Genomic DNA, 26,265 nt, shown 5'->3' with positions numbered 1-26,265 from the left:
AGAATTCACGACGTCTGCCCATAAGGCCAGTCGCAAACTCAGGCTCCCGATTCTGGTTGCCTTTCCGCCCTGGAGCAAGCCATGCAAGACCTCGATCCAATCGAAACCCAGGAATGGCTGGATGCCCTGGAGTCGGTCCTCGACAAAGAAGGCGAAGACCGCGCTCATTACCTGATGACCCGTATGGGCGAGCTGGCCACCCGCAGTGGCTCGCAGCTGCCGTATGCCATCACCACGCCGTACCGCAACACCATTCCCGTGACCCACGAAGCACGCATGCCTGGCGACCTGTTCATGGAACGCCGCATTCGCTCGCTGGTTCGCTGGAACGCGCTGGCCATGGTAGTGCGCACCAACCTGAAAGACTCGGACCTGGGCGGACACATCTCGAGCTTCGCCTCCAGCGCCACCCTGTACGACATCGGCTTCAACTACTTCTTCCAGGCCCCGACCGACGAACACGGCGGCGACCTGATCTTCTATCAAGGCCACGCCTCCCCTGGCATCTACGCCCGCGCCTTCATGGAAGGCCGCATCAGCGAAGACCAGATGAACAACTTCCGTCAGGAAGTCGACGGCAATGGTCTGTCCTCGTACCCGCACCCGTGGCTGATGCCCGACTTCTGGCAGTTCCCGACCGTGTCCATGGGTCTGGGCCCGATCCAGGCCATTTACCAGGCACGCTTCATGAAGTACCTGGAAGCGCGCGGCTACATCCCGGCCGGTAAGCAGAAAGTCTGGTGCTTCATGGGCGACGGCGAGTGCGACGAGCCGGAATCCCTGGGCGCGATCTCCCTGGCCGGCCGCGAGAAGCTGGACAACCTGATCTTCGTCATCAACTGCAACCTGCAGCGCCTCGACGGCCCGGTTCGCGGCAATGGCAAGATCATCCAGGAACTCGAAGGCGTGTTCCGTGGCGGTGGCTGGAACGTCAACAAGGTCGTCTGGGGCCGTTTCTGGGACCCACTGCTGGCCAAGGACACCGACGGTATCCTGCAGCGCCGCATGGACGAAGTCATCGACGGCGAGTACCAGAACTACAAGGCCAAGGACGGCGCGTTCGTCCGTGAGCACTTCTTCAATTCGCCAGAACTCAAGGCCATGGTCGAGCACCTGTCCGACGACGAGATCTGGAAGCTCAATCGCGGTGGCCACGACCCGTACAAGGTCTATGCCGCTTACCACCAGGCTGTGAACCACAAGGAACAGCCGACCGTCATCCTGGCCAAGACCATCAAGGGTTATGGCACCGGTGCGGGCGAAGCGAAAAACACCGCGCACAACACCAAGAAGGTCGACGTCGACAGCCTGCGTCACTTCCGTGACCGCTTCGACATTCCGGTCAAGGACGACGAGCTGGAGAACCTGCCGTTCTTCAAGCCAGAGCCAGACAGCGCCGAAGCCAAGTACCTGGCCAAGCGTCGCGAAGCCTTGGGCGGCAGCGTGCCACAGCGCCGCGCCAAGAGCTTCAGCATCCCGACCCCTTCCCTGGACACCCTCAAGGCGATCCTGGACGGTTCGGGCGACCGTGAAATCTCCACCACCATGGCCTTCGTGCGCATCCTCGCGCAGCTGGTCAAGGACAAGGAAATCGGCCCGCGCATCGTGCCGATCATCCCGGACGAAGCCCGTACCTTCGGTATGGAAGGCATGTTCCGCCAGCTGGGCATCTACTCGTCGGTCGGCCAGCTCTACGAGCCTGTCGACAAAGACCAGGTGATGTTCTACCGCGAAGACAAGAAAGGTCAGATCCTCGAGGAAGGCATCAACGAAGCCGGCGCCATGTCGTCGTTCATCGCCGCCGGCACCTCGTACTCGAACCACAACCAGCCGATGCTGCCGTTCTACATCTTCTACTCGATGTTCGGCTTCCAGCGTATCGGTGACCTGGCCTGGGCCGCTGGCGACAGCCGCACCCGTGGCTTCCTGATCGGCGGTACCGCTGGCCGCACCACCCTCAACGGTGAAGGCCTGCAGCACGAAGACGGTCATAGCCACCTGCTGGCTGGGACCATTCCGAACTGCCGCACCTACGATCCGACCTACGGCTACGAGCTGGCGGTGATCATTCAGGACGGCATGAAGAAGATGACCGAAGAGCAACAGGACATCTTCTACTACATCACCGTGATGAACGAGTCGTACCAGCAGCCAGCCATGCCGGCCGGTGCCGAGGAAGGCATCGTCAAGGGCATGTACCTGCTCGAAGAAGACACCCGCGATGCAGCGCACCACGTTCAGCTGATGGGCTCGGGCACCATCCTGCGTGAAGTGCGTGAAGCGGCGAAGATTCTGCGCGAGGAGTACAACGTCGGTGCCGACGTGTGGAGCGTTACCAGCTTCAACGAACTGCGCCGCGACGGCCTGGCCGTAGAACGCGCCAACCGCCTCAAGCCTGGCCAGAAGCCACAGCAGACCTACGTCGAGCAGTGCCTGACCGGTCGTAAAGGGCCGGTGGTGGCCTCTACCGACTACATGAAAATCTTCGCCGAGCAAATCCGTCAGTGGGTGCCGAGCAAAGAGTTCAAAGTCCTGGGTACCGATGGCTTCGGTCGCAGCGACAGCCGCAAGAAGCTGCGTCACTTCTTCGAAGTCGACCGCAATTTCGTGGTGCTGGCTGCCCTGGAAGCCCTGGCTGACCGTGGCGAGATCGAACCGAAAGTGGTGGCCGATGCCATCACCAAGTTCGGCATCGACCCGGACAAGCGCAACCCACTGGACTGCTGAGGAGTATTTATAAGTGAGCGAACTCATTCGCGTACCTGACATCGGCAGCGGTGAAGGTGAAATCATTGAGCTGTTCGTCAAGGTCGGCGACCGCATCGAGGCGGATCAAAGCCTGCTGACCCTGGAGTCCGACAAGGCCTCCATGGAGATCCCAGCGCCCAAGGCCGGTGTGGTCAAGGAGCTGAAGGTCAAGCTGGGCGATCGCCTGAAAGAAGGCGACGAACTGCTGGTGCTGGAAGCCGAGGGCGCCGATTCGGCGCCTGAGGCACCCGCCGCCGAAGACAAGCCAGCTGCCGCTGAAAAGCCGGCCGAGCCGTCAGCTGAAAAGCCTGCCGAGCAAGCCGCGCCTGCTCAGCAAGCCGCCCCGGCGGCTGCCAGTGTGCAGGACATCCACGTGCCGGACATCGGCTCGTCGGGCAAGGCCAAGATCATCGAAGTGCTGGTCAAGGTCGGCGACACCGTCGAAGCCGACCAGTCGCTGATCACCCTGGAGTCCGACAAGGCCTCCATGGAGATCCCCTCCCCTGCCGCGGGTGTGGTCAAGGAAGTGATCTGCAAGCTGGACGACGAAGTCGGCACCGGCGACCTGATCCTCAAGCTGGAAATCGCCGGTGCAGCGCCTGCTGCTGCGCCGGAGAAAGCCGCCAGCGAGCCGGCCAAGGCCGAGGCGTCGGCCAAAGCCGACGCACCTGCTGCCAAGCCGGCCGCCGATCAAGCCCAGGCGCCTGCCGCAGCTGCCCCGGCAGCCGCGAGCAATGCCAAGGTCCACGCCGGCCCTGCCGTGCGTCAGCTGGCCCGTGAATTCGGTGTCGAGCTGGGCGCCGTCAGCGCCAGTGGCCCGCACGGTCGCATCCTCAAGGAAGACGTGCAGGTCTACGTCAAGGCGATGATGCAGAAGGCCAAAGAGGCCCCGGCCGCTGCCGGTGGTGCTACCGGTGGTGCGGGCATTCCGCCGATCCCGGTCGTGGACTTCAGCAAGTTCGGTGAAGTCGAAGAAGTGGCCCTCACCCGCCTGATGCAGGTCGGTGCTGCCAACCTGCACCGCAGCTGGCTGAACGTGCCCCACGTTACCCAGTTCGACTCGGCCGACATCACCGAGCTGGAAGCCTTCCGCGTCGCACAGAAAGCCGTCGCCGAGAAAGCCGGCGTCAAGCTCACCGTGCTGCCCCTGCTGCTCAAGGCCTGCGCCTTCCTGCTCAAGGAAATGCCAGACTTCAACAGCTCGCTGGCGCCAAGCGGCAAGGCGATCATCCGCAAGAAGTACGTCAACATCGGTTTCGCCGTGGACACCCCGGATGGCCTGCTGGTCCCTGTGATCAAGAACGTCGACCAGAAGAGCCTGCTGCAGCTGGCTGCCGAGGCTGCGGCCCTGGCCGAAAAAGCCCGCACCAAGAAGCTCTCGGCTGACGACATGCAAGGCGCCTGCTTCACCATCTCCAGCCTCGGCCACATTGGCGGCACCGGCTTCACGCCGATCGTCAACGCGCCGGAAGTGGCGATCCTCGGTGTTTCCAAGGCCACCATCCAGCCGGTCTGGGATGGCAAGGCCTTCCAGCCCAAGCTGATGCTGCCGCTGTCGCTGTCCTACGATCACCGTGTGATCAACGGCGCCGCCGCTGCACGCTTCACCAAGCGTCTGGGCGATGTGCTGACCGACATCCGCACGCTGCTGCTGTAATGCTGCAACGGCGGCGACCGGGTGCTCCCGGTTGCCGCCGACACTGCTTTAGCGAGCTGCCACGCTCGTACCTCAACCCCGCCTTCTGGCGGGGATTTTTTTTGCCGGGGAATCATTCGTTCCGCGCCACGCGCCCGCCGACAGACAGCACCCGGCGCGGCACATGGCCGCTTGCCAGCTCCTGGCACAATGATGCAACCTTGCCAGACGCCCTGCCAACAAGGCTGCCCCCCTGAAGTGAGTCTTCGATGAAAAGCCAACCCGATGCCGCCAGCCGTACGGTGGCCGAGGTCGTCACGCAGTTGCCCGTGCCCTCGCGGCTCGGCATGTTGCGTTTCGAGCGGCTCAACGAAGCCAACTGGGCCATGCTCTACCTTGACCCTGCCTGCGAGCGCACGCTCGGGCTGGTCGCCGGTGAACTCTGCGCCATCATCGGCTCGCCGTTTGCCAGCTTCATGGAGCCCGAAGCCCGCTACCGCCTGCACGACGAGATCCAGTTACAGCTCACCGGGCGCAGCCATTACCGTGTGCGTTATACCTTGCACAGCCAGCCAGGCCCCTTGCGCGTGCTGGAAATCGGCGAGGTGTTCAAGCAGCACAACCGCCAGCTGCTGCGCGGCTACCTGACCATTCTCGATGACCAGCAGGACGATCAGGACCTCGACGCCCAGGCCCTGGAAACCCGTAACAACCGCCTGCAACTGGCCTTGCAACTCAATCAGCGCGCCCAGCAGGACCAGCTCGAACAGCTCGAACGCGTGCGTGCCCAGCAAGACCTGATCCTGCGCCTGGCCCGCCAGCGCTACAGTTCAGGCAACTCCTTGCTCGAAGCGGCCGAGCTGATCACCCGCACTGCCTGCGAAATCTACAAGGTCGACTCGGCCAGCATCTGGCACCTCAACGAACAGCGTCTGGAACCGATCAGTGCCTGGCACCGCGCCGAGGCTCAGCACCGGCTGCTGGCGCCAATCGACGCGAGCCGCTTCCCCGACTACCTCGATGCGCTGCACACCAGCCGTGCCATCGATGCCCATAACGCCAGCCATGACCCACGGACCCGGGAAATGGCCTGCACGCTGTTCCCCGAAGACAACGCCATGCTCGACGCCAGCATTCGCGTCGATGGGCAGGTGGTGGGCGTGTTGTGCCTGGAACAGACCGCCCAGCCGCGGGCCTGGCAATCGGACGAAATCGCCTTCGCCGGCGAACTGGCCGATCAGTTCGCCCAGGTCATCACCAACCACAGGCGACGCGCCGCTGCCAATGCCCTGCACCTGTTCCAGCGCGCGGTGGAACAGAGCGCCAGCGCCTTTCTGCTGGTCAACCGCGACGGCGTGGTGGAGTACGTCAACCCGAGTTTCACCGCCATTACCCAGTACACCACCGAGGAAGTGCAGGGCCGCCACGTCAGCGAACTGCCGGCGCTGGAAAACCTCAGCGACATCCTCTTTGCTTCGCCATCGAGTCTGGACATCGGCAACAGCTGGCAGGGCGAGTTCAGGAGCCGGCGCAAGAGCCTGGAACCCTACTGGGGGCAACTGTCGATCTCCAAGGTGTACGGCGATCACCGCGAGCTGACCCACTACATCGGCATCTACGAAGACATCACCGAGACCAAGCTGGCGCAGCAACGCATCGAGCGCCTGGCCTACACCGACAACCTCACCAGCCTGGGCAACCGTGAGGCGTTCATCCGCAGCGTGGAGCAACGCTTCGCTCGCCAGGACGCCAGCCCGATCTGCCTGCTGCTGGTGGACATCGACAACTTCAAGCGGATCAACGACAGCCTCGGCCATCACACCGGCGACAAGCTGCTGATCAGCCTGGCGCGCCGCCTGCGCAACAGCCTGAACACCGCCAGCACCTTGGCGCGCCTGGCCAGCAACGAGTTCGCCGTGCTGCTCGACGACACCAGCATCGAAGACGGCCAGCATCTCGCCCAGCAGCTGCTGCGCACGCTGGACAGGCCGATGTTCGTCGACAACCAGCTGATCAACATCACCGCCTCCGTGGGCCTGGCCTGCGCACCGCTGCATGGCAGCGACCCGCAGACCCTGATGAAGAACGCCGGGCTCGCCTTGCACAAGGCCAAGGCCAACGGCAAACACCAGTTGCAAGTGTTCACCGAGGTGCTCAATGCCGAGGCGAGCTACAAGCTGTTCGTCGAAAACAACCTGCGCCGCGCCTTGGCGCAGAACGAGCTGGAGGTGTTCTACCAGCCCAAGCTGTGCCTGCGCAGTGGTCGGCTGCTGGGCCTGGAAGCGCTGCTGCGCTGGAACCACCCGGAGCGCGGCATGATCCGCCCCGATCAGTTCATCAGCGTGGCCGAAGAAACCGGGCTGATCATTCCCATCGGCAAGTGGGTGCTGCGCGAATCCTGCCGCATGACCCGCCATTTGCAAGAGGCAGGCCTGGGCACCTTGCATGTCGCGATCAACCTGTCGCCCAAGCAGTTTTCCGACCCGGAGCTGGTCAGCTCGATCGCCAGCATCCTCGAACAGGAAGCCGTGCCGGCGCACCTGCTGGAACTGGAGCTCACCGAAGGCCTGCTGCTCGAAGCCACCGACGACACCCGTCGCCAGCTCGATGAGCTCAAGCTGCTGGGCATGACCCTGGCCATGGACGACTTCGGCACGGGTTACTCGTCGCTGAGCTACCTGAAGAAATTCCCCATCGACATCCTCAAGATCGACCGCAGCTTCATCAACGAGATACCGGCCAACCAGGACGACATGGAAATCACCTCGGCGGTGATCGCCATGGCCCATAACCTCAAGCTCAAGGTCGTGGCCGAGGGCATCGAGACGCCGGAGCAACTGGCGTTCCTGCGCCGGCACCGCTGTGATGTGGGCCAAGGTTATTTGTTCGACCGACCGATTCCGGGCCGGGAACTGGCCGAGCGCCTGCTGCGCTATCCGCGCGGACCAGGGGCCTGACAGCAGCGCCATAACGCCTCTGTAGGAGCGAGCTTGCTCGCGATCAGCCATTGCACGGCCTGATGGCGGCCACACAATCAGCGCCTTGTGCGCGTTGCAGCGGGCAGACGCCCACCTGCAACGCTCGCTCCAGCGCTCAAACCCGCTCCACGCAACCCGGTGGCCTGACAGCGCGAGTGCGCTCGGGCACTATAGGAAACCATTCACGGGCGCCTCCTCCCTGCACAAGCGCCTGCCTAGATGCTCAAGCGACACACCTTCATCACCGCACAATCCCTGAGGTACAGCCATGGTCCTGCGTTCGGAAATTCTGGTGCACAAAAACGTCCTCCCTACCGCTGAACAGGCGCTGCCTGGGCGCGAGACGCCCATGGCGCTGCCTGAAACCCACTTCGTGTTCAAGGAGACCCCACTGCTCGGCCCGTTCTTCGAAGATGTCGATTTCGCCATCTTCGGCCTGGGCTGCTTCTGGGGCGCCGAGCGGCGCTTCTGGCAGCGCGAAGGCGTGGTCAGCACCGTGGTCGGTTACGCCGGCGGCAACACGCCCAACCCGACCTACGAAGAAGTCTGCTCCGGCCTGACCGGCCACACCGAAGTGGTGCTGGTGGTGTTCGACAAGGCCAAGGTCAGCTACCGCGAACTGCTGGCAATGTTCTGGGAACTGCACAACCCGACCCAAGGCATGCGCCAGGGGAACGACGTCGGCACCCAGTACCGCTCGGCGATTTACTGCACCAGCCCTGAGCAGCTGGAACAGGCCGAGGCCAGCAAAGCGGCGTACCAGGCCGAGTTGGACAAGGCCGGCTTCGGCGCCATCACCACCGAGGTGGCACAAGCACCGACCGTGTACTTCGCCGAGGCTTACCACCAGCAGTACCTGGCCAAGAATCCGCAAGGTTACTGCGGCATCGGCGGTACGGGCGTGTGCATGCCGCCTAGCCTGCAAGGCAACTGAGCCATGGCGACGATGACGCTGTTCCATTCGCCGCTGTCGCCGTTCGTGCGCAAGGTCATGGTGGTGCTGCACGAGACCGACCAGCTCGACAGGGTCGCCCTGCACCCGGTCACTATCAGCCCGGTGCAGGATGACGCGCAGCTCAACCAGGACAACCCCATTGGCAAGATCCCGGCCTTGCGCCTGGCCGACGGCACCGTGCTGCATGACAGCCGGGTGATTTGCGAGTACCTCGACCAGCAGCACGTCGGCCTGCCGCTGCTGCCCCGCGAAGGCTCGCCACGCTGGCGACGGATGACCCTGGCCTCGCAGGCCGATGCGATTCTCGATGCAGCAGTGTCGAGCCGTTACGAAGTGGCGCTACGCCCAGACGACAAACGCTGGGATGGCTGGCTTGATGCCCAGAGCGAGAAGATCCGCCGCAGCCTGGCCAATCTGGAACAGGAGCACCTTGCGGAGCTGGCCTCCGGATTCGACCTGGCGGCCATCGGCCTGGCCTGCGCGCTGGGTTATCTCGACCTGCGCCAGCCCGCGTTCGGCTGGCGGGAACGCCAACCTGGGCTGGCGGCGTGGTATGCCGAAGTGTCGCAACGGCCGTCGATGCTGGCGACGGTGCCGGTGCTCTGATCATTCGTCCCGCCCAGCGGCTTCTGATCGCGGTGGGGGGCGCAGCCGGCCCCAGGCTGCCACCTCGATCTACCTGCCGGTTCGCGGTGGCTGAAATGGGCCGGCTGCGCCGGCCATCGCGGCAATCCGGAGCGCCGGACCGGCCGCTCCAGGCCCCTGTGAAACTCAGTGTAGGAGCGAGCTTGCTCGCGATGGGCGGCGCAGCCGCCTCCTTTCAGCCACCTGCCCCTCCCAGACAGTCCGCGCCCTTTGCGGGTGCCCAACGAAGCCGCCGCTCACGCAACACGCGGGTGGACCTATGGACCTTGCAACGCTGCCTCTGCAAACAACGCTCCCACCCGCTCCGCCAGCCACCGCCCTATCATCTTGTCCTCGCGCATCACGCTCTCCCCACCCGCGACCAATCCAGCCGGCGCGTCAGCACCATGAACACGCCCAGCAGCGCGAAGCACAGCAGCGAGCCCATCAGCAGCGCGTAGTCTTCGGCGCTGAGCAAGCCGTACAGCAGCGCGTAGAGCAACGTCAGCCCCGCCGCGAAGCCCACCCCTCGCCCAGCGCTGTGCAACACGTAGCTCAGGTAGAAGCCGATCAACAGCACACATGCGGCCGCTGACAGGCCATAGGCCAGGGCGAAGCCCAGGTGCTCGGACAACGACAACAGCAGCATGTAGAAGAACGCCAGCGCTGCCCCCACCAGGGCGTACTGCATCGGGTGCACGCTCATGGCCTTGAGCACCTCGAACAGGAAGAACGCGGCGAACGTCAGGCCGATGAACAGCACCGCGTACTTGATCGCCCGATCGCTCTTCAGATACTGGTCGACCGGGTCGATGAAGCTCACACCAAAGGCGCGCCCCTCGAAACCTGCGCAGCCCTGGTCTGCCGTGCAGCGGCGCAGCACATCTTCGAGGTTGGTGGCGAAGAACGAGGTCTGCCAGTGGGCGGTGAAGCCGCTCGCAGTCACCTCGCGGCGGTTGGGCAGGTAGTTGCCGATAAAGCTCGGGTGCGGCCAGTTGGCCTGCACGTTTACCGTACTACTGCGCCCGACCGGCACCACATGCAGCTCGCCGGTGCCTTGCAGGGCCAGGTCAACGGCAAAGTCCAGTTCCCCGCCCTGCTGCAGGTTCAGCTCAGGCAGCGGCGCGTGGATACCGCCTTGCAGCCAGTCCAGCCCGGTGCCGGCCTCGAACGCCAAGGTGCGCTCGCCCAGACGCAGCGCAGGCAGGTTCTCGATGCCGCGCACATCACTGATGCCCACCACCAAGAATGGCGTGTCGAAGCGGTAGTCCTCGACGTTGCCCTCCACGCCCCAGTGCGCCGGCAACTTGAAGCGGCCGCTGAGCGTGCCTTTGGCATGGAACAAACGCGCCTGGTAGATCCCCCGCGCGCGCAACTCGGTATCCACCTTCAGGCCGGCGTCGAGGGTTTCTGGCAAGACGTACAGCAGACCGCTGACGGTGCGCGTCTGCGGCACGTTTTGACCCTCCTTCTCCACCCAGCTTCGTTCGGTCTTGCGGTAGGGCACGACGATCATCGGCCCGGCAACCTGCTGCTCGAAACTGGCGCTCTGGCCGATGTCGCGCAGCACGCTGTCGCGCTGGTGCTGGCGCTCGGTGATCAGGCCGCTGATCATCAGCAGCGGGATGAGCAGCAACAGCATCAGCAAGGCGATCATGCCAAGCTTGAATCCGAGAGGTTTGTTCATGGTAAGGGCTCCGGTGGGCGATGAGCGCAGCATGCGCGGCCGCTAAGGAGCCTTCGGGGAGCCCGTGTGGCGTTTGTGTGGGGCTTGTGTGGGGCCTGCGTGGAGAACGTTCAGCAAACCCGCCGCAACGGCAGGCACAGGCTCACCCGCACGCCCTCGGCGACGTTCTCGACACGCAGCACGCCGCCATGCAAGTGCATCACCTCGGCCACGAAATTCAAGCCAAGGCCGGTGCTCTTGCGCCCGGTAGCGGGTCGCGGCAACGAATAGAAACGCTCGCTCACACGCCCCAGCGCATAATCGGGAATCGCCGGCCCCTGGTTGAACAGGCTCAGCGCCGCCCAGGCCTCGTCACGCACCAGCTCGAACAGCAAGGCGCTGCCAGTCGGGGTGAAGTCCAGGGCGTTATCCAGCAGATTGCTGACTGCCTGACGCAACAGAAACGGATCGCCCCTGACCCTCAGCGCTGCCGGCACCTGCTGACGCACCTGCAGCCCGGCTGCCTGGATGCGCGGGCCATGCGCCGCCAGCAATTCATCGAGCAGGCGGGCCAGGGCAATCGGCTGCTCATCGTCCAGGCGCTGCATCTGCTCGACGCGGGCTAGGTCCAGCAAGCGCTCGACCATTTGCTGCAAGCGCTCGCTCTCACCTTCGATGTTGCTGGCAAAGCGTGCCCGCTGCGCCGGCGGCATATCGCCCTGCAACAGCTCGGCGGCGCCGCGGATGGCCGCCAGCGGGCTCTTCAGCTCATGGGTCAGGGTGTGTACGTAGCGCTCCACATAGGCCTTGCCTTCCAGCTCTGTACGCATGCGTTGCACCGCCTGGGCCAGCTGCGCCAGCTCGCCGCCCTTGTAATACGGCAGCTCGGCCCGCTCGCCGGCGCTGACGGTCTGCGCGTAGCGCGTCAGCCGTCTCAGCGACCGCGTCAGCCACCACGACAGCGCCGCCCCCACCAGCAAGCCCAGGCCGATCAACGCCAGCCCCAGCGTGAAGAGGCGGCGCTCCGAGCGATCGATATAGGGTTGCAGCGACGCATTCGGCTTGGCCACGGTCACCACGCCGATGATCTGCCCATCGTCGAAGATCGGCGCGGCAACGTGCATCACCGAGCTGCTTTCATCGCCCTCGATGCTGCGCGTGGAACGCGCACCGTAGTGGCCGCGCAGGGTCAGGTAAACGTCGTTCCAGCGCGAGTAGTCCTTGCCCAGCGCCTCACCGCTCGAATCGAGCAGCACGATGCCGTGGGCGTCGGTGACGTAGATCCGGTGGCTGACCTGATCCTTGCCCAGCCCCCAGATCTGCGCACCGGGGCTGCGCAGGCCGTAAGCCTTGAGCAATGCGGGCAAGCGACCTTGCGCCAGGGTGCCGGCCTTGAGGTCGTCGTGCAGAATCTCGGCCAGCAGGTTGGCGGTGTCGACCAGGGTTTCTTCGGACGACTGGCGCACCACCGGGCGAATCTGCTCGCGCACGGTACTGAGCAGAAAGTAACCGGCCAGCCCGACGAACAGGAAATACACCAGGAAGATGCGAATCCCCAGACGCATCAGGCCTGCTCCGGGTTGTAGCTGTAGCCCAGCCCTCGATGGGTCTGGATCGCCTCGCCGGTCTCGCTCACCTGACGCAGCTTGGCGCGCAGGCTCTTGATGTGGCTGTCGACGCTGCGCTCGTAGCCCGCATCGGCAGAGACGCCCAGCGCATCGAGCAGCTGCTCGCGGCTGAACACCCGCTGGGGCTGTTCGAGCAGGCACTGCAGCAGGCGAAATTCGTGACGGGTCAGGGTCAGGGGTTGGCCGTGGTAGCGGATCTGCATGCGCAGTAGGTCGATGTGCAGCGGCGTGTGCGCTGGCGCGCTGGGTGGATAGGCCGACTCAGCGTTCAGCACAGAGGGCCTGGCAGAGACCTCGGCGGAGGTCGCAGCAGGGCCTGCCACAGCCATCTGCGGCGCCATGCGCTTGAGAATGGCCCGCACCCGCGCCGTGACCTCACGCGGGCTGAAGGGCTTGACCACATAGTCGTCAGCACCGATCTCCAGGCCGACCACCCGGTCGATTTCGTCATTGCGCGCCGTCAGAAACATCACCGGCACCTCGGTGAAACGGCGCAGTTGCCGGCAAGTTTCGAAGCCGGTGATGTCCGGCAGGCCGATGTCGAGAATGATCAGGTCCGCCGGCTCCACCCGCTGGCGCTCGACGGCAGCGCTACCGAGGGTCACCCACGCGGTGCTGTGGCCATCGGCCTGCAGGGCATAAACAAGGGTATCGGCGATAGCGGCTTCGTCTTCGACGATCAGGATGTGGGGCATGACGGGCCTATGAGAGAGCGCAGCAGACTACAGGTTGAACGCGATTCTATGTCGCTTCACGAACTCGATTCCACTCCCATGCCTTACAGCCGGCATCGTTGGCGGCCAGGCGCAAACGCACCGATTTATCGCCAGCGCGGGTGAAGCGCTCAATGCACTGGGTGACAGCGAGACCGTGTCAGTGCCGACGTTTATCTTCGCCCTCAAGGTCTGGCCAAGGCTGGACACCTCGATGTTCCCGTCAGGGCCATAGAGCGCGTCGATCGACTGATAGTCTTGTCAGTTGCAGCGCAGGGAGAAACGCAAATACTGGCAGTCATCGCCTTGACAGGATTTGCCCAATGTTCGCTACATCCGTTTATAGCCCCTACGGGCACCATGGTTCTGCGCTGTACCCAAGTTTTAGCGGAGAGCGCTACGACCCGTGCTCTCGGACCTATCTCCTGGGTCAGGGATTTCGCGGATACAGCCCTGCACTGATGCGGTTCTTGGCCGTGGACAGTCTCAGTCCGTTTGGGCGGGGTGGGCTCAATGCCTATGCGTATTGTGCGGGGGACCCAGTGAACTTCGTTGACCCTACGGGGCAGTTCAGCAAAGAAATGCTCATCTCTGCGAAAGCCCAGCTCAAGCCTTTTGAGAAGCGACATCCGGTCTCGCCAGCTCAGCGGTCAAGATCACCTGAACGTCAGCATTTACTGCCGCCTCCGCCTCCAAAAACGCCTACTGAAAGAACCAAGAAGTTTCGCTTCGCCAACGATACGAAGTATGTGTCGAATGATGGAATCCCTGTAAAACAAAATATCTTCCATGCACGTCGAAAATATATGGCTCTGGCCAATACGGAATTTGAAAAAATCATGCCACTAAGAAAAAAGCACAGAATTTTAACTTCAGCGCACACTATCTTGAACAAGCCTGAAGGCTACGATTTCGAATCACTCATGAACGCCCTGAAATTTGATTTAGAGGAATCTGAGGTCCGAATGAAAAATCTATTAACGCTCATAAGAGCTAACAGCAATTGACAGATGAATCATGTATGGACAAGCATTCCCATCAGCGATGCTGAGCATGGCCGATGGTGTTGACGTTGTAGTAATGGCCAATCTGCTAAACACTTAGCCAGCTCACCGCCCAGCACCTCGAGCGCGTTGAGCGGACAAGCCGACTCGGCTGTAGAGGGTGTCCGCTCACTCGGTGCCAGCCGACGCTAGGCTTTGTACGAGAAGCCTGCTCACATATGTACTGCGTTGACCTGGCGCTGGCTTGCCTGCGACCGGCTGCGAAGCAGTCGTAGAACCAGCGTTTGCGGTGTATCAGACACCCATGAGTGGCAGCGTTTCGACGGCTGCGCCGCCGATTGCCGGCACGCCAGCGCCTACAGATTCCGCGCCAGCCCGTACCAAACTCTTCGTACAGTGCCTAGCAGTACATCGGCTCAACACAGCTACCTTCGCCTCAACAATCCGGTTTCCCCGCCGTGTACTTCTCGGCCGGGTTGATCGCCGCCTTGAACTCGCGCAGCGCCTTGGCGCCGATCAGCAACGGGTAGTTGAAGCTGCTGCGGTCGACGAGGTTGACCTCGACGGTGCGTTTCACATCACCCAGGCACAGCTCCAGGTCGACGACCGGCCGGCTCGACGTCTCCGGCGAGTCGCCCTCGCTGTCTTCTTCGGTGCGGTTCTTGATCTTGCTGATGCGCGCGACCTTGTGTTCGTACACCTTGCCGTCGGCGTCTTCGGTCGCCAGGCGGAAGCGGACCCACTTGTCGCCATCACGGGTGAAGCGCTCGATGTCCTTGGCCGACAGCGAGGCGGTGTAGGCGCCGGTGTCCATCTTGGCCTTGAAGGTCTGACCGACATCCAACACCTTGATGTTTTCGTAGCGGCCATAGAGCGTCGGATCGGCAGCCATTACAGGCAAGGCGACCAGGGACAATACGGCGAGCAAAGATTTCACAGGGCAAGCTTCCTTGAAAGGGTTCGGTGCTTAGAGTATTGCCACAGCAGAGGTTCGGCGCGTGTGCAAAAACATACTCTGAAACATTTGCCGGCACGCTTATCCACTGCGCATTTGGCGAAGCGCACCGGCCTGCTTATGATTGCGCCCAGCCACTCCACTACAAAGGTTTCTCTATGCGCCGCCTGCTGACCGGCACCTGTGTCGCCCTTCTGCTGCTGCTCAACACCCTGGTGATGATCGTCCCGCTGCTGACCTTCGCGCTGATCAAGCTGGTGCTCAAGGGCCGCTATCGCGATTACGCATCGGCCGGGGTGATGTACATGGCCGAGACCTGGGCCGAGGTCGACAAGCTGATTTTCGCCGTGTGCGTGCGCACTCAGTGGGACATCCGCGGTGCTGAGAACCTGCGGCGTGATACCTCGTACCTGACAGTGAGCAATCACCAGAGCTGGGTCGATATCCCGGCCTTGATGGAAGCACTGAACCGCCGCACGCCGTTCTTCAAGTTCTTCCTGAAGCGCGAACTGATCTGGGTGCCGTTATTGGGGCTGGCGTGGTGGGGGCTGGATTACCCGTTCATGAAGCGCTATAGCAAGGCGTTTCTGGCAAAGCATCCACAGTTGAAGGGCAAGGACCTGGAGATCACCAAAGCGGCGTGCGAGCTGTACAAGCGCCAGCCGGTAAATGTGGTGAATTACCTGGAGGGCACGCGATTTACGCTGGCCAAGCATGCCGAACAGCAGTCACCGTATCGCCACCTGCTCAAGCCGAGGGCGGGCGGTATCGCATTCGTATTGGCCGCCATGGGCGAGCAGCTCGACGCGTTGCTGGACGTGACCATCGTCTATCCCGGCGACAAGGCACCCGGATTCTGGGATTTGCTCAATGGCAGCATCAGTCGGGTGATCGTGGATATTCAGGTGCGCGAGCTGGACCCCAGGTGGTGGGCGGGGGATTACGAGAACGATCCGGTGTTTCGGCAGGCCGTGCAAGGGTGGGTGAATGAGCTGTGGACGGAAAAGGATGAGAAGGTTGCGAGGTTGCGTGGGGAGATGCGTTGAAGTGCCTAGGGTGATGAGCCTCTGAAATGCATGGACCTCTTGCCAGAGCCTTGTAGCGACACCCAATATCGCCCTTGAAAAAGGGCTTTTTTATGCAAAACATATTTCGCGACTGTGTCTGTAAGCACCTCAGGGCTGAAAAAGGTCGGTCGACGGCGGCGTCGTAAGCAGATGAAATGCCCATGGTGGTGCTTGGCCACAACCGTGCGTGGGCTGATAGGCAGCCTGGCACATCGACCCTCATTATCTGCGTGCGCCTGAGCGATAACCCGCGAGTTCACAGGTCTCTGAACTCATACTTATACCAGTTGTGCCGTGAACAAAATTGTTCGAGCCTGATGATTCCAAAGCCTATCAAAACTCGACTAAAAGGGTTCACTCCATGAGCCAGGGAAAATTTATATTCTACCAGGCAAACAACATCCAAAGCCTCGTTGACAGCAATGGGGACGTAACGCTTTTCAGAACTGCAAGCGCTCCAGTGGCTGAAATAACTTCAGGCGGCGCAACAGACCGAATGACATTGCTGGCAGTGGATAATTCCAGTACGCCCCTTAGCGTAGTACAAGGCAATGAGGTTCGGGGAAAATCATTCTCCACCTACGGTTACGCCAGAACCGACATTGAAGAGGCTTCTATCATTGGCTTTGCAGGCCAGCCCTCAGGGTCGACTGGGCTCTATTTACTCGGCAGTTACCGGTTATATTCTCCTGTATTGATGCGCTGTTACTCCCCCGACTCATTCAGCCCATTTTCAGATGGTGGGGTCAGCGCTTATGCCTACTGCGGAAACGATCCGATAAACTATGCGGATCCGTCGGGACACCTCAAGGTACCGCGTGTTTTGAGCTTTAGTACTCGACCTCGAATTCCGAGTTACGTCAAAAAGGATAGGCCACCCAAATACAAATACGCGATAGAGCCCATATTCGATCCCGTTCCACCATCGAGCGATAGGGATACGCTGCCACCCTATCCCTCGGAACGTGCTATCAAGGCTAGCAGTCCAAACCCATCTGGAACTACTCACTCGCCGCTCAAGCTCAAGTACATCAATCGTATAAAGGAGCTCAATGAGCTTCAAAATCAATATATTGAATACAACTCACGCCAAACAAAAAAACATCACGCCGCTTACCGTGAGTACGCTAAGTACCGAGATGCGGCAACTCGAGAGCAACCCCACACAGACTTATGGGACTATTACGTGTCGATCCGTGACAGAGAACAAAACCTGGTTCGACACTATCAAGCAAAGATCAACACCGTAAAAGCTGAATCTGCAGCAATCAGGAGCTACAGCGAAAGTCTGCAGAAAATCTTGTGAGACAAGCTTATTCTTCCCGTAGCAAGGATTGAAGCAGGCGGCGCTCAGCTGGCAAGAGCGCCGCCGACAGGGCATCTAACCATTATCGGCGTGGGGCTCCCAAGAGTATCAGCCATCAGATTATGGAATAGACAGGCCATGTCACGCAGCTGCTGGATAGCGCAGTGGCGGCTTGACTGTTAGCCGAATCGAATTCGGTTTCTATCACTCCGGACTCGTTAACTGTTCCACCTGACGGCCTGGCTATTGAAACACTCATGCTCTACCGCATCGAGCGATCTCGATGTCATCCATGATCGCCTTGGCGACTGCGCTCAAGTAACCCGCCGCACCCAGCAGCTTGTGATCGTCCTGCAAGTCGCCTTCGGCAACGAGGTGTTGGATGTAGCTCAGCAGCACCGAAACGTGCTCGTAGGCCTCCTCGAACGGCACGCCAGGTAATACTTGGAACATGGCAGCCGCCGATTTCCCCGCCTTGCTGAGCTGCCGAATACCAAGGGTGACGTTCAGAGGTGGCTCATCGCTCATCGCACCAATCCCCCCACAGCTCATAAGCGAACCAGCGCATGCTCGATCAACGCGTGTGCGATGTCGGCGCTGTGGCGCGCATTGGCCAGCATCATCATGCCCTTTTCGCCGGCATTGGCACGGCAGTGGGCGTCAATGACTTCGGAGATGCCTAGCAGCATGTCACTGGCAACGGCCAAAGCGTCGGGCGGAAGGAGGTCAGGATGGATCGAAGGGTAGAGGGTGTTGACGAGTTTCAAGGCTGGCGGATCAGGGACGATTTTTTTCATCAAGGCACCATGCAGCGTTGAGTGCCACCCGGCCGTTTCCACACAGAAGGGTGACAGCTGTACACGGGGTGGAAAGACCGGTCATGGTGGACCCGGCAGGTTGTGAGACCTCCCGCGTACAGCCGTCATGACGATAGGGTGGCAGTTGTACGCGGGGTGGAAAACCAGGTCACAAGGAAACCCCGGCAGGCCTCACGGCCTCCCGCGTACAACCGCCATGAGGCGGCCCTGTGATTGCCGGGTTTCCACGCCCGATCACCAAACCGTTCAGCGACCGAACGAGCCTAGAGGGCAAGGATTCCAAGGGCAATCAGAAGCAAGTCGACAGGGCTCGTAGGATATTTCCCTGTGCCTGGAATAAGCAGCATGTTTGGGGAGGGAGGTTTCTTACATTGCTGTAGGAGGCCGATAGTGATTCAACCTGAGCCAATACCCGATGACCTTGAAAAAGTGTGAGCTCAACTGGCTCGATCCTCACGCCCTTGCAGAAGTTTCAGTCAGTACAAGGTGTACGTATGAACCTGCTCTCCCGCGATCACATCCACTTCATCCGTTAAAAAACAAAGCCCCTCAATCAGAGGGGCTCCGTTGTCACTTCATTTCACTCACGCCGCACTGAACGTCTTGTGCGGATCGATCACAAACTTCTTCGGCACGCCCTTATCGAACTCGCCGTACCCTTCCGGTGCTTTATCCAGGCTGATCACTTCCACACCCACCACTTCAGCGATGTTGATGCGGTCCCACATGATCGCCTGCATCAGCTGGCGGTTGTACTTCATGGTCGGGGTCTGGCCGGTGTGGAAGCTGTGCGATTTGGCCCAGCCCAGGCCGAAGCGAACGCTCAGGGCGCCTTGCTTGGCGGCGGCGTCTACGGCACCTGGGTCTTCGGTCACGTACAGGCCGGGGATACCGATCTTGCCGGCCACGCGGGTGACTTGCATCAGCGAGTTGAGCACGGTCGCCGGAGCCTCGTGCTTGGCGCCTTCGTGGCCATGGCCGCGGGCTTCGAAACCAACGGCGTCGACGGCGCAATCCACTTCAGGCTCGCCGAGGATGTCGATGATCTGCTCGTGCAGCGGGGTGTCCTTGGACAGGTCGACCACTTCGAAGCCTTGCGACTTGGCGTGGGCCAGGCGCAGCGGGTTCAGGTCACCGACGATCACGCAGGCCGCACCCAGCAGGCGCGCCGAAGCGGCAGCGGCGAGGCCGACCGGGCCGGCACCGGCCACGTACACGGTGCTGCCTGGGCCGACGCCTGCGGTGACGGCACCGTGGTAGCCGGTGGGCAGGATGTCGGACAGGCAAGTCAGGTCACGGATCTTTTCCATGGCCTTGTCGCGGTTCGGCAATTTGAGCAGGTTGAAGTCGGCGTACGGCACCAGCACGTACTCGGCCTGGCCACCGGTCCAGTCGCCCATGTCGACGTAACCGTAGGCGCCGCCTGGACGGGCCGGGTTGACGGTGAGGCAGACGCCGGTGTGCTGCTCCTGGCACGAGCGGCAGCGGCCGCAGGCGACGTTGAACGGCACGGACACCAGGTCACCGATCTGCAGGCGCTCGACGTCGCTGCCCTTCTCGATGACTTCACCGGTGATTTCATGGCCCAGCACCAGGCCGAGCTGGGCGGTGGTACGGCCGCGTACCATGTGCTGGTCGGAACCGCAGATGTTGGTGGAGACCACCTTGAGGATCACGCCGTGATTGATCTTCTTGCCACGCGGGTCTTGCATCTTGGGGTAGTCAATCGTCCGTACTTCGACCTTTCCAGGCTCGATGTACACCACTCCGCGGTTACCAGACATGCTCATACCTCGCTTGATTTGTACTTATGCAGCGTTGGGTAGCGCCGTCCCTCGTGGACGGCATGTGTTGCTGGAACGACCAGGGCCAGGCAGCCCTTTGAACTGGGGTTGATTGTGGTCTTGTCGGGAGGGGTGGCCCTGACTGGAAGCGACAGGGGGATGTCTCAGAGCGGCAGGGTCGTGATGCGGTCTATCAGTTTTGTCAGTAGCCAGATGACTGCGGCTGTTCAAAATAAGCGCACGACAACCCCATCCATCCCATGCGCGAGACACGAACCATGATGACCGCGAGCGATTCGCTCTACTTCTACCGGGCCAACCAACTCGTCACGGTGAAACGCGGTAACGACAACCGCATAATCTTCCGTACCTCAGACGCACCTTTGGCCGAACGGCAATACGATCAACCTACGGCGGGTCTGCTGGCCGTTGAGGATAAGGGCACGGTAGTGCGAGCCCAACGTGAAGGCCGCTACGAGACTCACGACTATTTGCCTTACGGCTATGACGCCAGCCTACCCTCGGCACTGACGGTGCTTGGGTTCAACGGCGAAGCCTTGATTGCGCAGCACCTGGGCTATGCGCTGGGGCAGGGCTATCGCTTTTTCAGCCCTGCGAGCATGCGATTCAACGCGCCCGACCACCTGAGCCCATTCGCAGAGGGCGGGTTGAATGCCTACAGCTACTGCAAGGGAGACCCGATCAACTATGTGGATCCGAGCGGGAGAATGAGGCGCGTTGCAATGCGCAACGGGCAGGTGATGAGAGTATCCAAGAATGCTGTGGTGGAGATAGAACCCAGACCAGCAGCTTCAATCCCACCCCCAGCGCCAGCGAAAAGCACGCGGCGAAATTCTTGGTCCCTATCGATGCCACCGACAGCGACAGAGCGAGGGCTTTCAGCCACCGGATCAGGCTCGGATATGGCTCGTCCCGGCCAACTGGGCGGAGGGTTTAGTCAGTCCAAAAGCAAGCCGTTTGAGACCACAGCTTCCGCTGCACCAACGCCCTCAGCCATCAGTGATTCGCCTCACTCGAGTCATGTCTCAAGACTAGATGCATCCCGGGCTGTCTCACGCCTATCGTCAGCCGGCTCCAGCCAGGACTCGACCCCTGCCACAAGCCGATCACCCAGCCCTACTGGGAGGCAACTGGTCGACCCTCATCACGTACGAGCGGCTCTAGATGTTCGCCAAAGTCGTTACTACAGCCACAACGCTGATCCAGCTGAATATGTAGATCGTCTTCGCCCGTAGACAGTGCCATTGGAGAACCCATTGCCCTGACCCGATACAGCGCTCATTGAAAGAGCATTCACCCGCGCAGCGGCCGCCACCGGCGATTAAAGCACCACCGTCCGATTGGCATTTAGAAACACCCGCCGCTCCAGGTGATACCCCACCGCCCGCGCCAGCGTCAGGCACTCGATATCCCGCCCCTTGGCGATCAAGTCCTCGGGGTAGTCGCTGTGATCCACCGTCTCCACGCCCTGAGCGATGATCGGGCCCTCATCGAGGTCGTTGTTGATGTAGTGCGCGGTGGCACCGACCATCTTCACGCCCTTGTTGTAGGCTTGGTGATACGGCTTGGCGCCCTTGAAGCCGGGCAGCAGGGAGTGGTGAATGTTGATCGCCCAGCCGTCGAGGCGACGGCACAGCTCAGGCGACAGCACCTGCATGTAGCGGGCGAGCACCACCAGTTCCGCCCCGCTCTCTTCGATCACCTGCAGGACCTTGCGCTCCTGGCCAGGCTTGTCTTTCGGGTCGAGGGGGAAGTGGTAGTAAGGAATCTTGTGCCATTGGGCGAGCGGTTCGAGGTCGGGGTGGTTGGAGACCACCGCAACCACGTCCATGCCCAATTGATTGATGCGTTGGCGATACAGCAGATCGTTCAGGCAATGATCGGCCTTGGACACCATGATCACCACCTTGGGGCGGTGATCGGGCGCGGTCAGCTCGAAGGCCATGCCGAAGCGCTCACCGCGCTCGGCAAGGCCTGCACGGAACGCGGCTTCGTCAAAGTCGTCCGGCTGGCGGAATTCGACGCGAATGAAGAAACGCCCTGACAAGCGATCATCGAACGAATGGTGTTCGGTGACGTAACAACGCTGCTCGAACAGGTGCCGCGTGACGACATCGACGGTGCCGAGCATGCTCGGGCAATCGGCGGTAAGGATCCAGGTGTCCGGTGCCCGACTCATGCGCGTTCTCCTTAAGCTTCGATGGCCAGGCCGTATTCGGCCGAGGCGTCCTGCAACCACATCCACCAGTAGTCGGCGAAGCTGCGACGAATCACCAGTTCCCAACGCTCTTCGCCGGTGCGGCGAATCACCAGTTGCGACTTGGCGAACACGGTGCCGACGGCCTTGCCGATGGGGAAGTTGTTCGGGTGCACATCGTAGCTGGTGGACTTCATCAGCACCTGGCGCACGTTGGGGCCGTTCAGCTCCAGCAGGCTCTGCCCGCCGCTGACGTTGACCACTTGAATGTGCAGGCCAGCGGCGGCATCGCGCAGCTTCTGCTCGGTGGCCACTTCTTCGCCATTAGGCACGATCAGCAGCCACTCATCCGGGCCGATCCATTGCAGCGAGGTGTCGCCACTGGACACCACTTTCAGGGCGCCTGGCAGCTCCATGCCCAGGGCCGTCTGCACGGCGCTGGCGAATGCTGCGTCGTGGCCATCGCCACGCAGCGTCAGGTGGCCGAGGAATTTATGCTCACGCAGGGTCACGCCTGCGTTCTGCCGGCCTTTGCCAACCAGGCTGCGCAGGTCGGCGTGGTGCAGCGGCGACTCGGCCTTGGCGGAGCCGCTGGGGTTTTGCTCGAAGACGTTGATAGCGCTCATGTGTTACCTGCCTTGAATTCTGTAGGGCGCATGCACTGCGGGGCAACCTTGAGATCTGCAGGAGCGGTTGGCCCGGCGTACCGGTCAACCGAGAAGGCGACGGTGGACTCACCGGCCTCATCGCGGCAGTAGCCGCTCCTGCACTGATCGTGTTGCATGTCCCGCAGCGTGTGCTGTCCGGGGTCTCAGACGTTCTGCTGTTCACCCTTCGGATCGAAGAACACCGAAGACACGATTTCTGCCTCGATCACGCTACCGTCGGCTTGCGGCGAATACACCCGCTCGCCCATGCGCTTGAGACCGCCTTTGACCACGCCCATGGCGAACGAATAGCCCAGGGAGTTGAACGCGTAGCTGGAGGTCACGTGGCCCACCATGTCCATCGGGATCGGCTGGTTCGGGTCGTTCACCAGCTGGGCGCCTTCCGGCAGCCAGACCTTCGGATCGACCGGCTTCAGGCCGACCAGTTGCTTGCGGTCGTCGCGCAGGCAGTCTTCGCGGTTCATGCCCCGCAGGCCGATCCAGGAAAACGGCTTGTTGCGCCCCACACACCAGCTCATGTTGAGGTCGTCCGGGTTCATCGAGCCGTCGGTGTCTTGGCCGACGATGATGAAGCCCTTCTCGGCGCGCAGCACGTGCATGGTTTCGGTGCCATACGGCGTCAGGTTGTATTTCTTGCCCGCCTCGACGATCTGTTCCAGCACGCCCATGGCGTAGTTGGCCTGCACGTTCACTTCGTACGACAGTTCACCGGTGAACGAGATACGGAACACCCGCGCTGGCACGCCGCCGACATTGCCTTCCTTCCAGGTCATGAACGGGAACGCGTCTTTATCGAGGTCGATGTCGGTGAGTTCGGCCAGCAGCTTGCGGCTGTTGGGGCCCGACAGGGTCATGGTCGCCCAGTGGTCGGTCACGGAGGTGAAGTACACCTTCAGGTCCGGCCATTCGGTCTGGTGGTACAGCTCCAGCCACTGCAGCACGCGGGCAGCGCCGCCGGTGGTGGTGGTCATGATGAAGTGGTTGTCGGCGACGCAGGCGGTCACGCCGTCGTCGAAGACCATGCCGTCTTCCTTGCACATCAGGCCGTAACGAGCCTTGCCCACATCGAGCTTGGTCCAGGCGTTGGAGTAGACACGGTTGAGGAACTCACGCGTGTCCGGGCCCTGGATGTCGATCTTGCCCAGGGTCGAGGCGTCGAGCAGGCCGACGCTGGCGCGCACCGCCTTGCACTCACGCTCGACGGCGCGGTGCAGGTCTTCGCCCGGCTTGGGGAAGTACCACGGACGCTTCCACTGGCCGACGTCTTCGAATTCAGCGTTGTTCTTCACGTGCCACGAATGCAGCGCGGTGAAACGTACGGGCTCGAAGATATGCCCACAGTGGCGACCGGCAACGGCGCCGAAGGTCACCGGCGTGTAGTTGGGGCGGAACATGGTGGTGCCCATCTGCGGGATGGTCACACCGATGGAGCGTGCGGCGATGGCCAGGCCGTTGATGTTGCTCAGCTTGCCCTGGTCGGTGCCGAAGCCCAGCGCGGTGTAGCGCTTGACGTGCTCGACCGATTCAAAGCCTTCGCGGGTAGCCAGTTCGATGGCCGCAGCGGTGACGTCGTTCTGCTGATCGACGAACTGCTTGGGCGCGCGGGCGGTGCCTTTGTCATGCGGTACCTGGAACAGCGCCACCGTGGCCTCTTCCTTGCGCGACACGGTTTTTGGCAGGCTGCCGGTGGTGGGCTGGAAGCCGGCTTCGGTGGCTGCGCGCACGCCGCCTTCGAAACCATCGGCCAGTGCGTCACCCAGGGCATAGACGCCGTTGATGCCACCGACGCAGACGCGTTTCTGCGGTGCGTCACCCGGCACGAAGCCGAGGATGTCGTCACGCCAGACCGGACGGCCACCCAGGTGCGAGGCCAGGTGAACCACCGGGCTATAGCCGCCGGAGCTGCCGATCAGGTCGCACTCGAGCCATTCGCCCGGGCTGGTGACCTTGTGCGCCACGGTGTCGATGGCCGCGATGCGCGCGCCAGTGACGTGTTTGGTGCCCTTGGCTTCGATGATGGCGCTGGAGGTGAGAATGCGGATGCCTTTGGCACGCGCTTCTTCAACCAGCGAACCACGCGGGTTGTGACGGGCATCGGCGATCGCGACGACTTGCAGGCCAGCGTCGTGCCAGTCGAGTGCCGCGCGGTAGGCGTGGTCGTTGTTGGTCGACAGCATCAGCTTGCGACCCGGTGCTACGCCATAACGGCGCACGTACACCGAAATGGCGCCAGCGAGCATGTTGCCCGGCACGTCGTTGTTGCCGTAGACCAGCGGGCGCTCGTGGGCGCCGGAAGCCAGCACCACGCGCTTGGCACGGACACGGTGCACGCGGTGGCGCACCTGGCCAAGCGGTGCGTGGTCGCCGAGGTGGTCGGTGAGGCGCTCGTGGATGGTCAGGAAGTTGTGGTCGTGGTAGCCGTTGACGGTGGCCCGCGGCAGCAGGGTCACTTCAGGCAGGGCTTGCAGCTCGGCAATGACGCCCGCCACCCAGTCGGCGGCCGGTTTGCCGTCGAGGGTTTCGCGTGTGTCGAGCAGGCTGCCGCCGAACTCTTCCTGTTCATCGGCGAGGATCACACGGGCGCCACTGCGGGCAGCGGCCAATGCGGCCGACAGGCCGGCAGGGCCGGAACCGACGATCAGCACGTCGCAGTGCTGGTTCATGTAGTCGTAGCTGTCCGGGTCGTTCTGCAGGGGCGAACGGCCCAGGCCTGCGGCCTTGCGGATGTACTTCTCGTACGTCATCCAGAAGGATTTCGGGTACATGAAGGTTTTGTAGTAGAAGCCCGGCGGCATCATGCTGCCGCCGACCTTGCCGAGGATGCCCATCATGTCGTTGTTGACGTTCGGCCAGCCGTTGGTGCTGGTGGCCACCAGGCCCGAGTACAGCGGCTGCTGGGTGGCGCGCACGTTCGGGATCTGCGTGGCTTCGCTCGAGCCCAGCTGCAGGATGGCGTTCGGCTCTTCGGTGCCGGCGGCGATGATGCCGCGTGGGCGCGAGTACTTGAAGCTGCGCCCCACGATGTCGACGCCGTTGGCCAGCAGTGCGGCGGCCAGGCTGTCGCCGGCATAGCCCTGGTAGGTCTTGCCGTTGAAGGTGAAGTTCAGCACCTTGCTGCGGTCGACGCGGCCACCACTGGAGAGGCGATAGGTCTGGCTCATACGTTTTCTCCCCGTTCGTTGACGGCCGCCGATTGCGCGGGTGTGTTCTCGCGAGCGGTCACCTTGGGCTGTTCGCCCACCTTGTAGGTTTCCAGGATCTCGTAGGTCTCGGTGTTGCGGGTCATGTTGAAGTACTGATGGCAGCCGGCAACGTGGTCCCACAGTTCATGGTGAATGCCGCGAATGTTGTCGCGGAAGAACATGTAGGTGCCCCACTCTTCGTCAGTGCAGGCGTTCGGGTCGAGCGGGCGGGCGATGTGTGCCTGGCCGGCGGGATGGAACTCTTCTTCGGAGCGCAGCTCGCCGCAATGGGGACAGAAAATGTACAACATGAAG

20 protein-coding genes are annotated in these 26,265 nt (G+C 62.0%); 9 read left to right on the top strand and 11 right to left on the bottom strand.

Annotation, left to right across the window (positions count from 1 at the left end; genetic code table 11):
* The first annotated feature begins 81 nt into the window (after window positions 1–81).
* The 5 genes from aceE to SJI00_RS15045 all read left to right on the top strand — a co-directional run bounded on the left by aceE (window position 82) and on the right by SJI00_RS15045 (window position 8,923).
* The gene (aceE, locus tag SJI00_RS15065) at window positions 82–2,727 is read left to right on the top strand and encodes a pyruvate dehydrogenase (acetyl-transferring), homodimeric type (RefSeq protein WP_322462505.1); all 2,646 of its coding nucleotides are present in this window, start codon (window positions 82–84) and stop codon (window positions 2,725–2,727) included.
* Between the two features lie 13 nt (window positions 2,728–2,740).
* Window positions 2,741–4,405, top strand: coding sequence for a dihydrolipoyllysine-residue acetyltransferase (gene aceF, locus SJI00_RS15060; protein WP_322462504.1), 1,665 nt, complete (start codon window positions 2,741–2,743; stop codon window positions 4,403–4,405).
* A 248-nt stretch (window positions 4,406–4,653) separates the two neighbouring features.
* On the top strand, window positions 4,654–7,341 hold the full coding sequence (locus SJI00_RS15055; protein WP_322462503.1) for a putative bifunctional diguanylate cyclase/phosphodiesterase: 2,688 nt from the start codon (window positions 4,654–4,656) through the stop codon (window positions 7,339–7,341).
* A gap of 289 nt (window positions 7,342–7,630) precedes the next feature.
* Entirely contained in the window at window positions 7,631–8,296 is a 666-nt protein-coding gene (gene msrA / locus SJI00_RS15050) for a peptide-methionine (S)-S-oxide reductase MsrA (RefSeq protein ID WP_322462502.1), read from the top strand.
* A gap of 3 nt (window positions 8,297–8,299) precedes the next feature.
* A complete protein-coding gene (locus tag SJI00_RS15045; RefSeq protein WP_322462501.1) occupies window positions 8,300–8,923 on the top strand; it encodes a glutathione S-transferase in 624 nt (207 codons plus the stop codon).
* 379 nt (window positions 8,924–9,302) lie between these two features.
* Here the strand turns inward: SJI00_RS15045 and creD are convergent, their stop codons facing one another.
* The 3 genes from creD to creB form a co-directional block, all read right to left on the bottom strand.
* Window positions 9,303–10,628 carry a cell envelope integrity protein CreD gene (gene creD, locus SJI00_RS15040; protein WP_322462500.1) on the bottom strand — a complete coding sequence of 442 codons (1,326 nt, stop codon included), beginning with the start codon at window positions 10,626–10,628 and terminating at the stop codon, window positions 9,303–9,305.
* Between the two features lie 110 nt (window positions 10,629–10,738).
* Window positions 10,739–12,172: a two-component system sensor histidine kinase CreC gene (gene creC / locus SJI00_RS15035; RefSeq protein WP_322462499.1), complete on the bottom strand. Its 1,434-nt coding sequence runs from the start codon at window positions 12,170–12,172 to the stop codon at window positions 10,739–10,741.
* Window positions 12,172–12,930 carry a two-component system response regulator CreB gene (gene creB / locus SJI00_RS15030; RefSeq protein WP_322462498.1) on the bottom strand — a complete coding sequence of 253 codons (759 nt, stop codon included), beginning with the start codon at window positions 12,928–12,930 and terminating at the stop codon, window positions 12,172–12,174. Before creB ends, creC begins: the two co-directional genes overlap by 1 nt.
* Before the next feature lie 341 nt (window positions 12,931–13,271).
* Here creB and SJI00_RS22620 point away from each other — a divergent pair, with 341 nt between their 5' ends.
* Window positions 13,272–13,955, top strand: a complete 684-nt coding sequence (locus tag SJI00_RS22620) for an RHS repeat-associated core domain-containing protein (protein ID WP_416221048.1) — start codon at window positions 13,272–13,274, stop codon at window positions 13,953–13,955.
* 433 nt (window positions 13,956–14,388) lie between these two features.
* On the opposite strand, the gene rloA2 is transcribed toward SJI00_RS22620, so the two are convergent.
* The gene (gene rloA2, locus SJI00_RS15020; RefSeq protein ID WP_322462497.1) at window positions 14,389–14,889 is read right to left on the bottom strand and encodes a retropepsin-like aspartic peptidase RloA2; all 501 of its coding nucleotides are present in this window, start codon (window positions 14,887–14,889) and stop codon (window positions 14,389–14,391) included.
* Window positions 14,890–15,065: 176 nt separating this feature from the next.
* Here rloA2 and yihG point away from each other — a divergent pair, with 176 nt between their 5' ends.
* Together yihG and SJI00_RS15010 are read left to right on the top strand one after the other, a co-directional pair.
* Window positions 15,066–15,953 carry a 1-acylglycerol-3-phosphate O-acyltransferase, YihG family gene (yihG, locus tag SJI00_RS15015; protein WP_322462496.1) on the top strand — a complete coding sequence of 296 codons (888 nt, stop codon included), beginning with the start codon at window positions 15,066–15,068 and terminating at the stop codon, window positions 15,951–15,953.
* Between the two features lie 382 nt (window positions 15,954–16,335).
* Window positions 16,336–17,280, top strand: coding sequence for an RHS repeat-associated core domain-containing protein (locus SJI00_RS15010; protein ID WP_322462495.1), 945 nt, complete (start codon window positions 16,336–16,338; stop codon window positions 17,278–17,280).
* A 255-nt stretch (window positions 17,281–17,535) separates the two neighbouring features.
* Here the strand turns inward: SJI00_RS15010 and SJI00_RS15005 are convergent, their stop codons facing one another.
* The 3 genes from SJI00_RS15005 to fdhA form a co-directional block, all read right to left on the bottom strand.
* A complete protein-coding gene (locus SJI00_RS15005) occupies window positions 17,536–17,808 on the bottom strand; it encodes a DUF3077 domain-containing protein (protein WP_322462494.1) in 273 nt (90 codons plus the stop codon).
* A gap of 20 nt (window positions 17,809–17,828) precedes the next feature.
* Window positions 17,829–18,077, bottom strand: a complete 249-nt coding sequence (locus SJI00_RS15000; protein WP_322462493.1) for a hypothetical protein — start codon at window positions 18,075–18,077, stop codon at window positions 17,829–17,831.
* 605 nt (window positions 18,078–18,682) lie between these two features.
* The gene (gene fdhA / locus SJI00_RS14995; RefSeq protein WP_312932683.1) at window positions 18,683–19,882 is read right to left on the bottom strand and encodes a formaldehyde dehydrogenase, glutathione-independent; all 1,200 of its coding nucleotides are present in this window, start codon (window positions 19,880–19,882) and stop codon (window positions 18,683–18,685) included.
* Between the two features lie 260 nt (window positions 19,883–20,142).
* On the opposite strand from fdhA, the gene SJI00_RS14990 reads away from it, so the two are divergent.
* Window positions 20,143–21,138 (top strand): RHS repeat-associated core domain-containing protein, encoded by a 996-nt coding sequence (locus SJI00_RS14990; RefSeq protein ID WP_322462492.1) that lies wholly within the window; start codon window positions 20,143–20,145, stop codon window positions 21,136–21,138.
* 86 nt (window positions 21,139–21,224) lie between these two features.
* Here the strand turns inward: SJI00_RS14990 and purU are convergent, their stop codons facing one another.
* The 4 genes from purU to SJI00_RS14970 form a co-directional block, all read right to left on the bottom strand.
* Complete coding sequence (gene purU, locus SJI00_RS14985) at window positions 21,225–22,082, bottom strand: formyltetrahydrofolate deformylase (protein ID WP_322462491.1); 858 nt, start codon at window positions 22,080–22,082, stop codon at window positions 21,225–21,227.
* 11 nt (window positions 22,083–22,093) lie between these two features.
* The gene (locus tag SJI00_RS14980) at window positions 22,094–22,726 is read right to left on the bottom strand and encodes a sarcosine oxidase subunit gamma (protein ID WP_322462490.1); all 633 of its coding nucleotides are present in this window, start codon (window positions 22,724–22,726) and stop codon (window positions 22,094–22,096) included.
* Between the two features lie 185 nt (window positions 22,727–22,911).
* A complete protein-coding gene (locus SJI00_RS14975; protein ID WP_322462489.1) occupies window positions 22,912–25,929 on the bottom strand; it encodes a sarcosine oxidase subunit alpha in 3,018 nt (1,005 codons plus the stop codon).
* A complete protein-coding gene (locus SJI00_RS14970) occupies window positions 25,926–26,261 on the bottom strand; it encodes a sarcosine oxidase subunit delta (RefSeq protein ID WP_322462488.1) in 336 nt (111 codons plus the stop codon). The genes SJI00_RS14975 and SJI00_RS14970 overlap by 4 nt, the downstream gene beginning before the upstream one ends.
* Window positions 26,262–26,265: the final 4 nt, after the last annotated feature.

It is taken from the genome of Pseudomonas gebzensis, assembly GCF_034427815.1.
Classification (GTDB): Bacteria; Pseudomonadota; Gammaproteobacteria; order Pseudomonadales; family Pseudomonadaceae; genus Aquipseudomonas.
The sequence above is the reverse complement of the archived record's forward strand: the minus strand, read 5'-3'. Positions and strand labels throughout refer to the sequence as shown.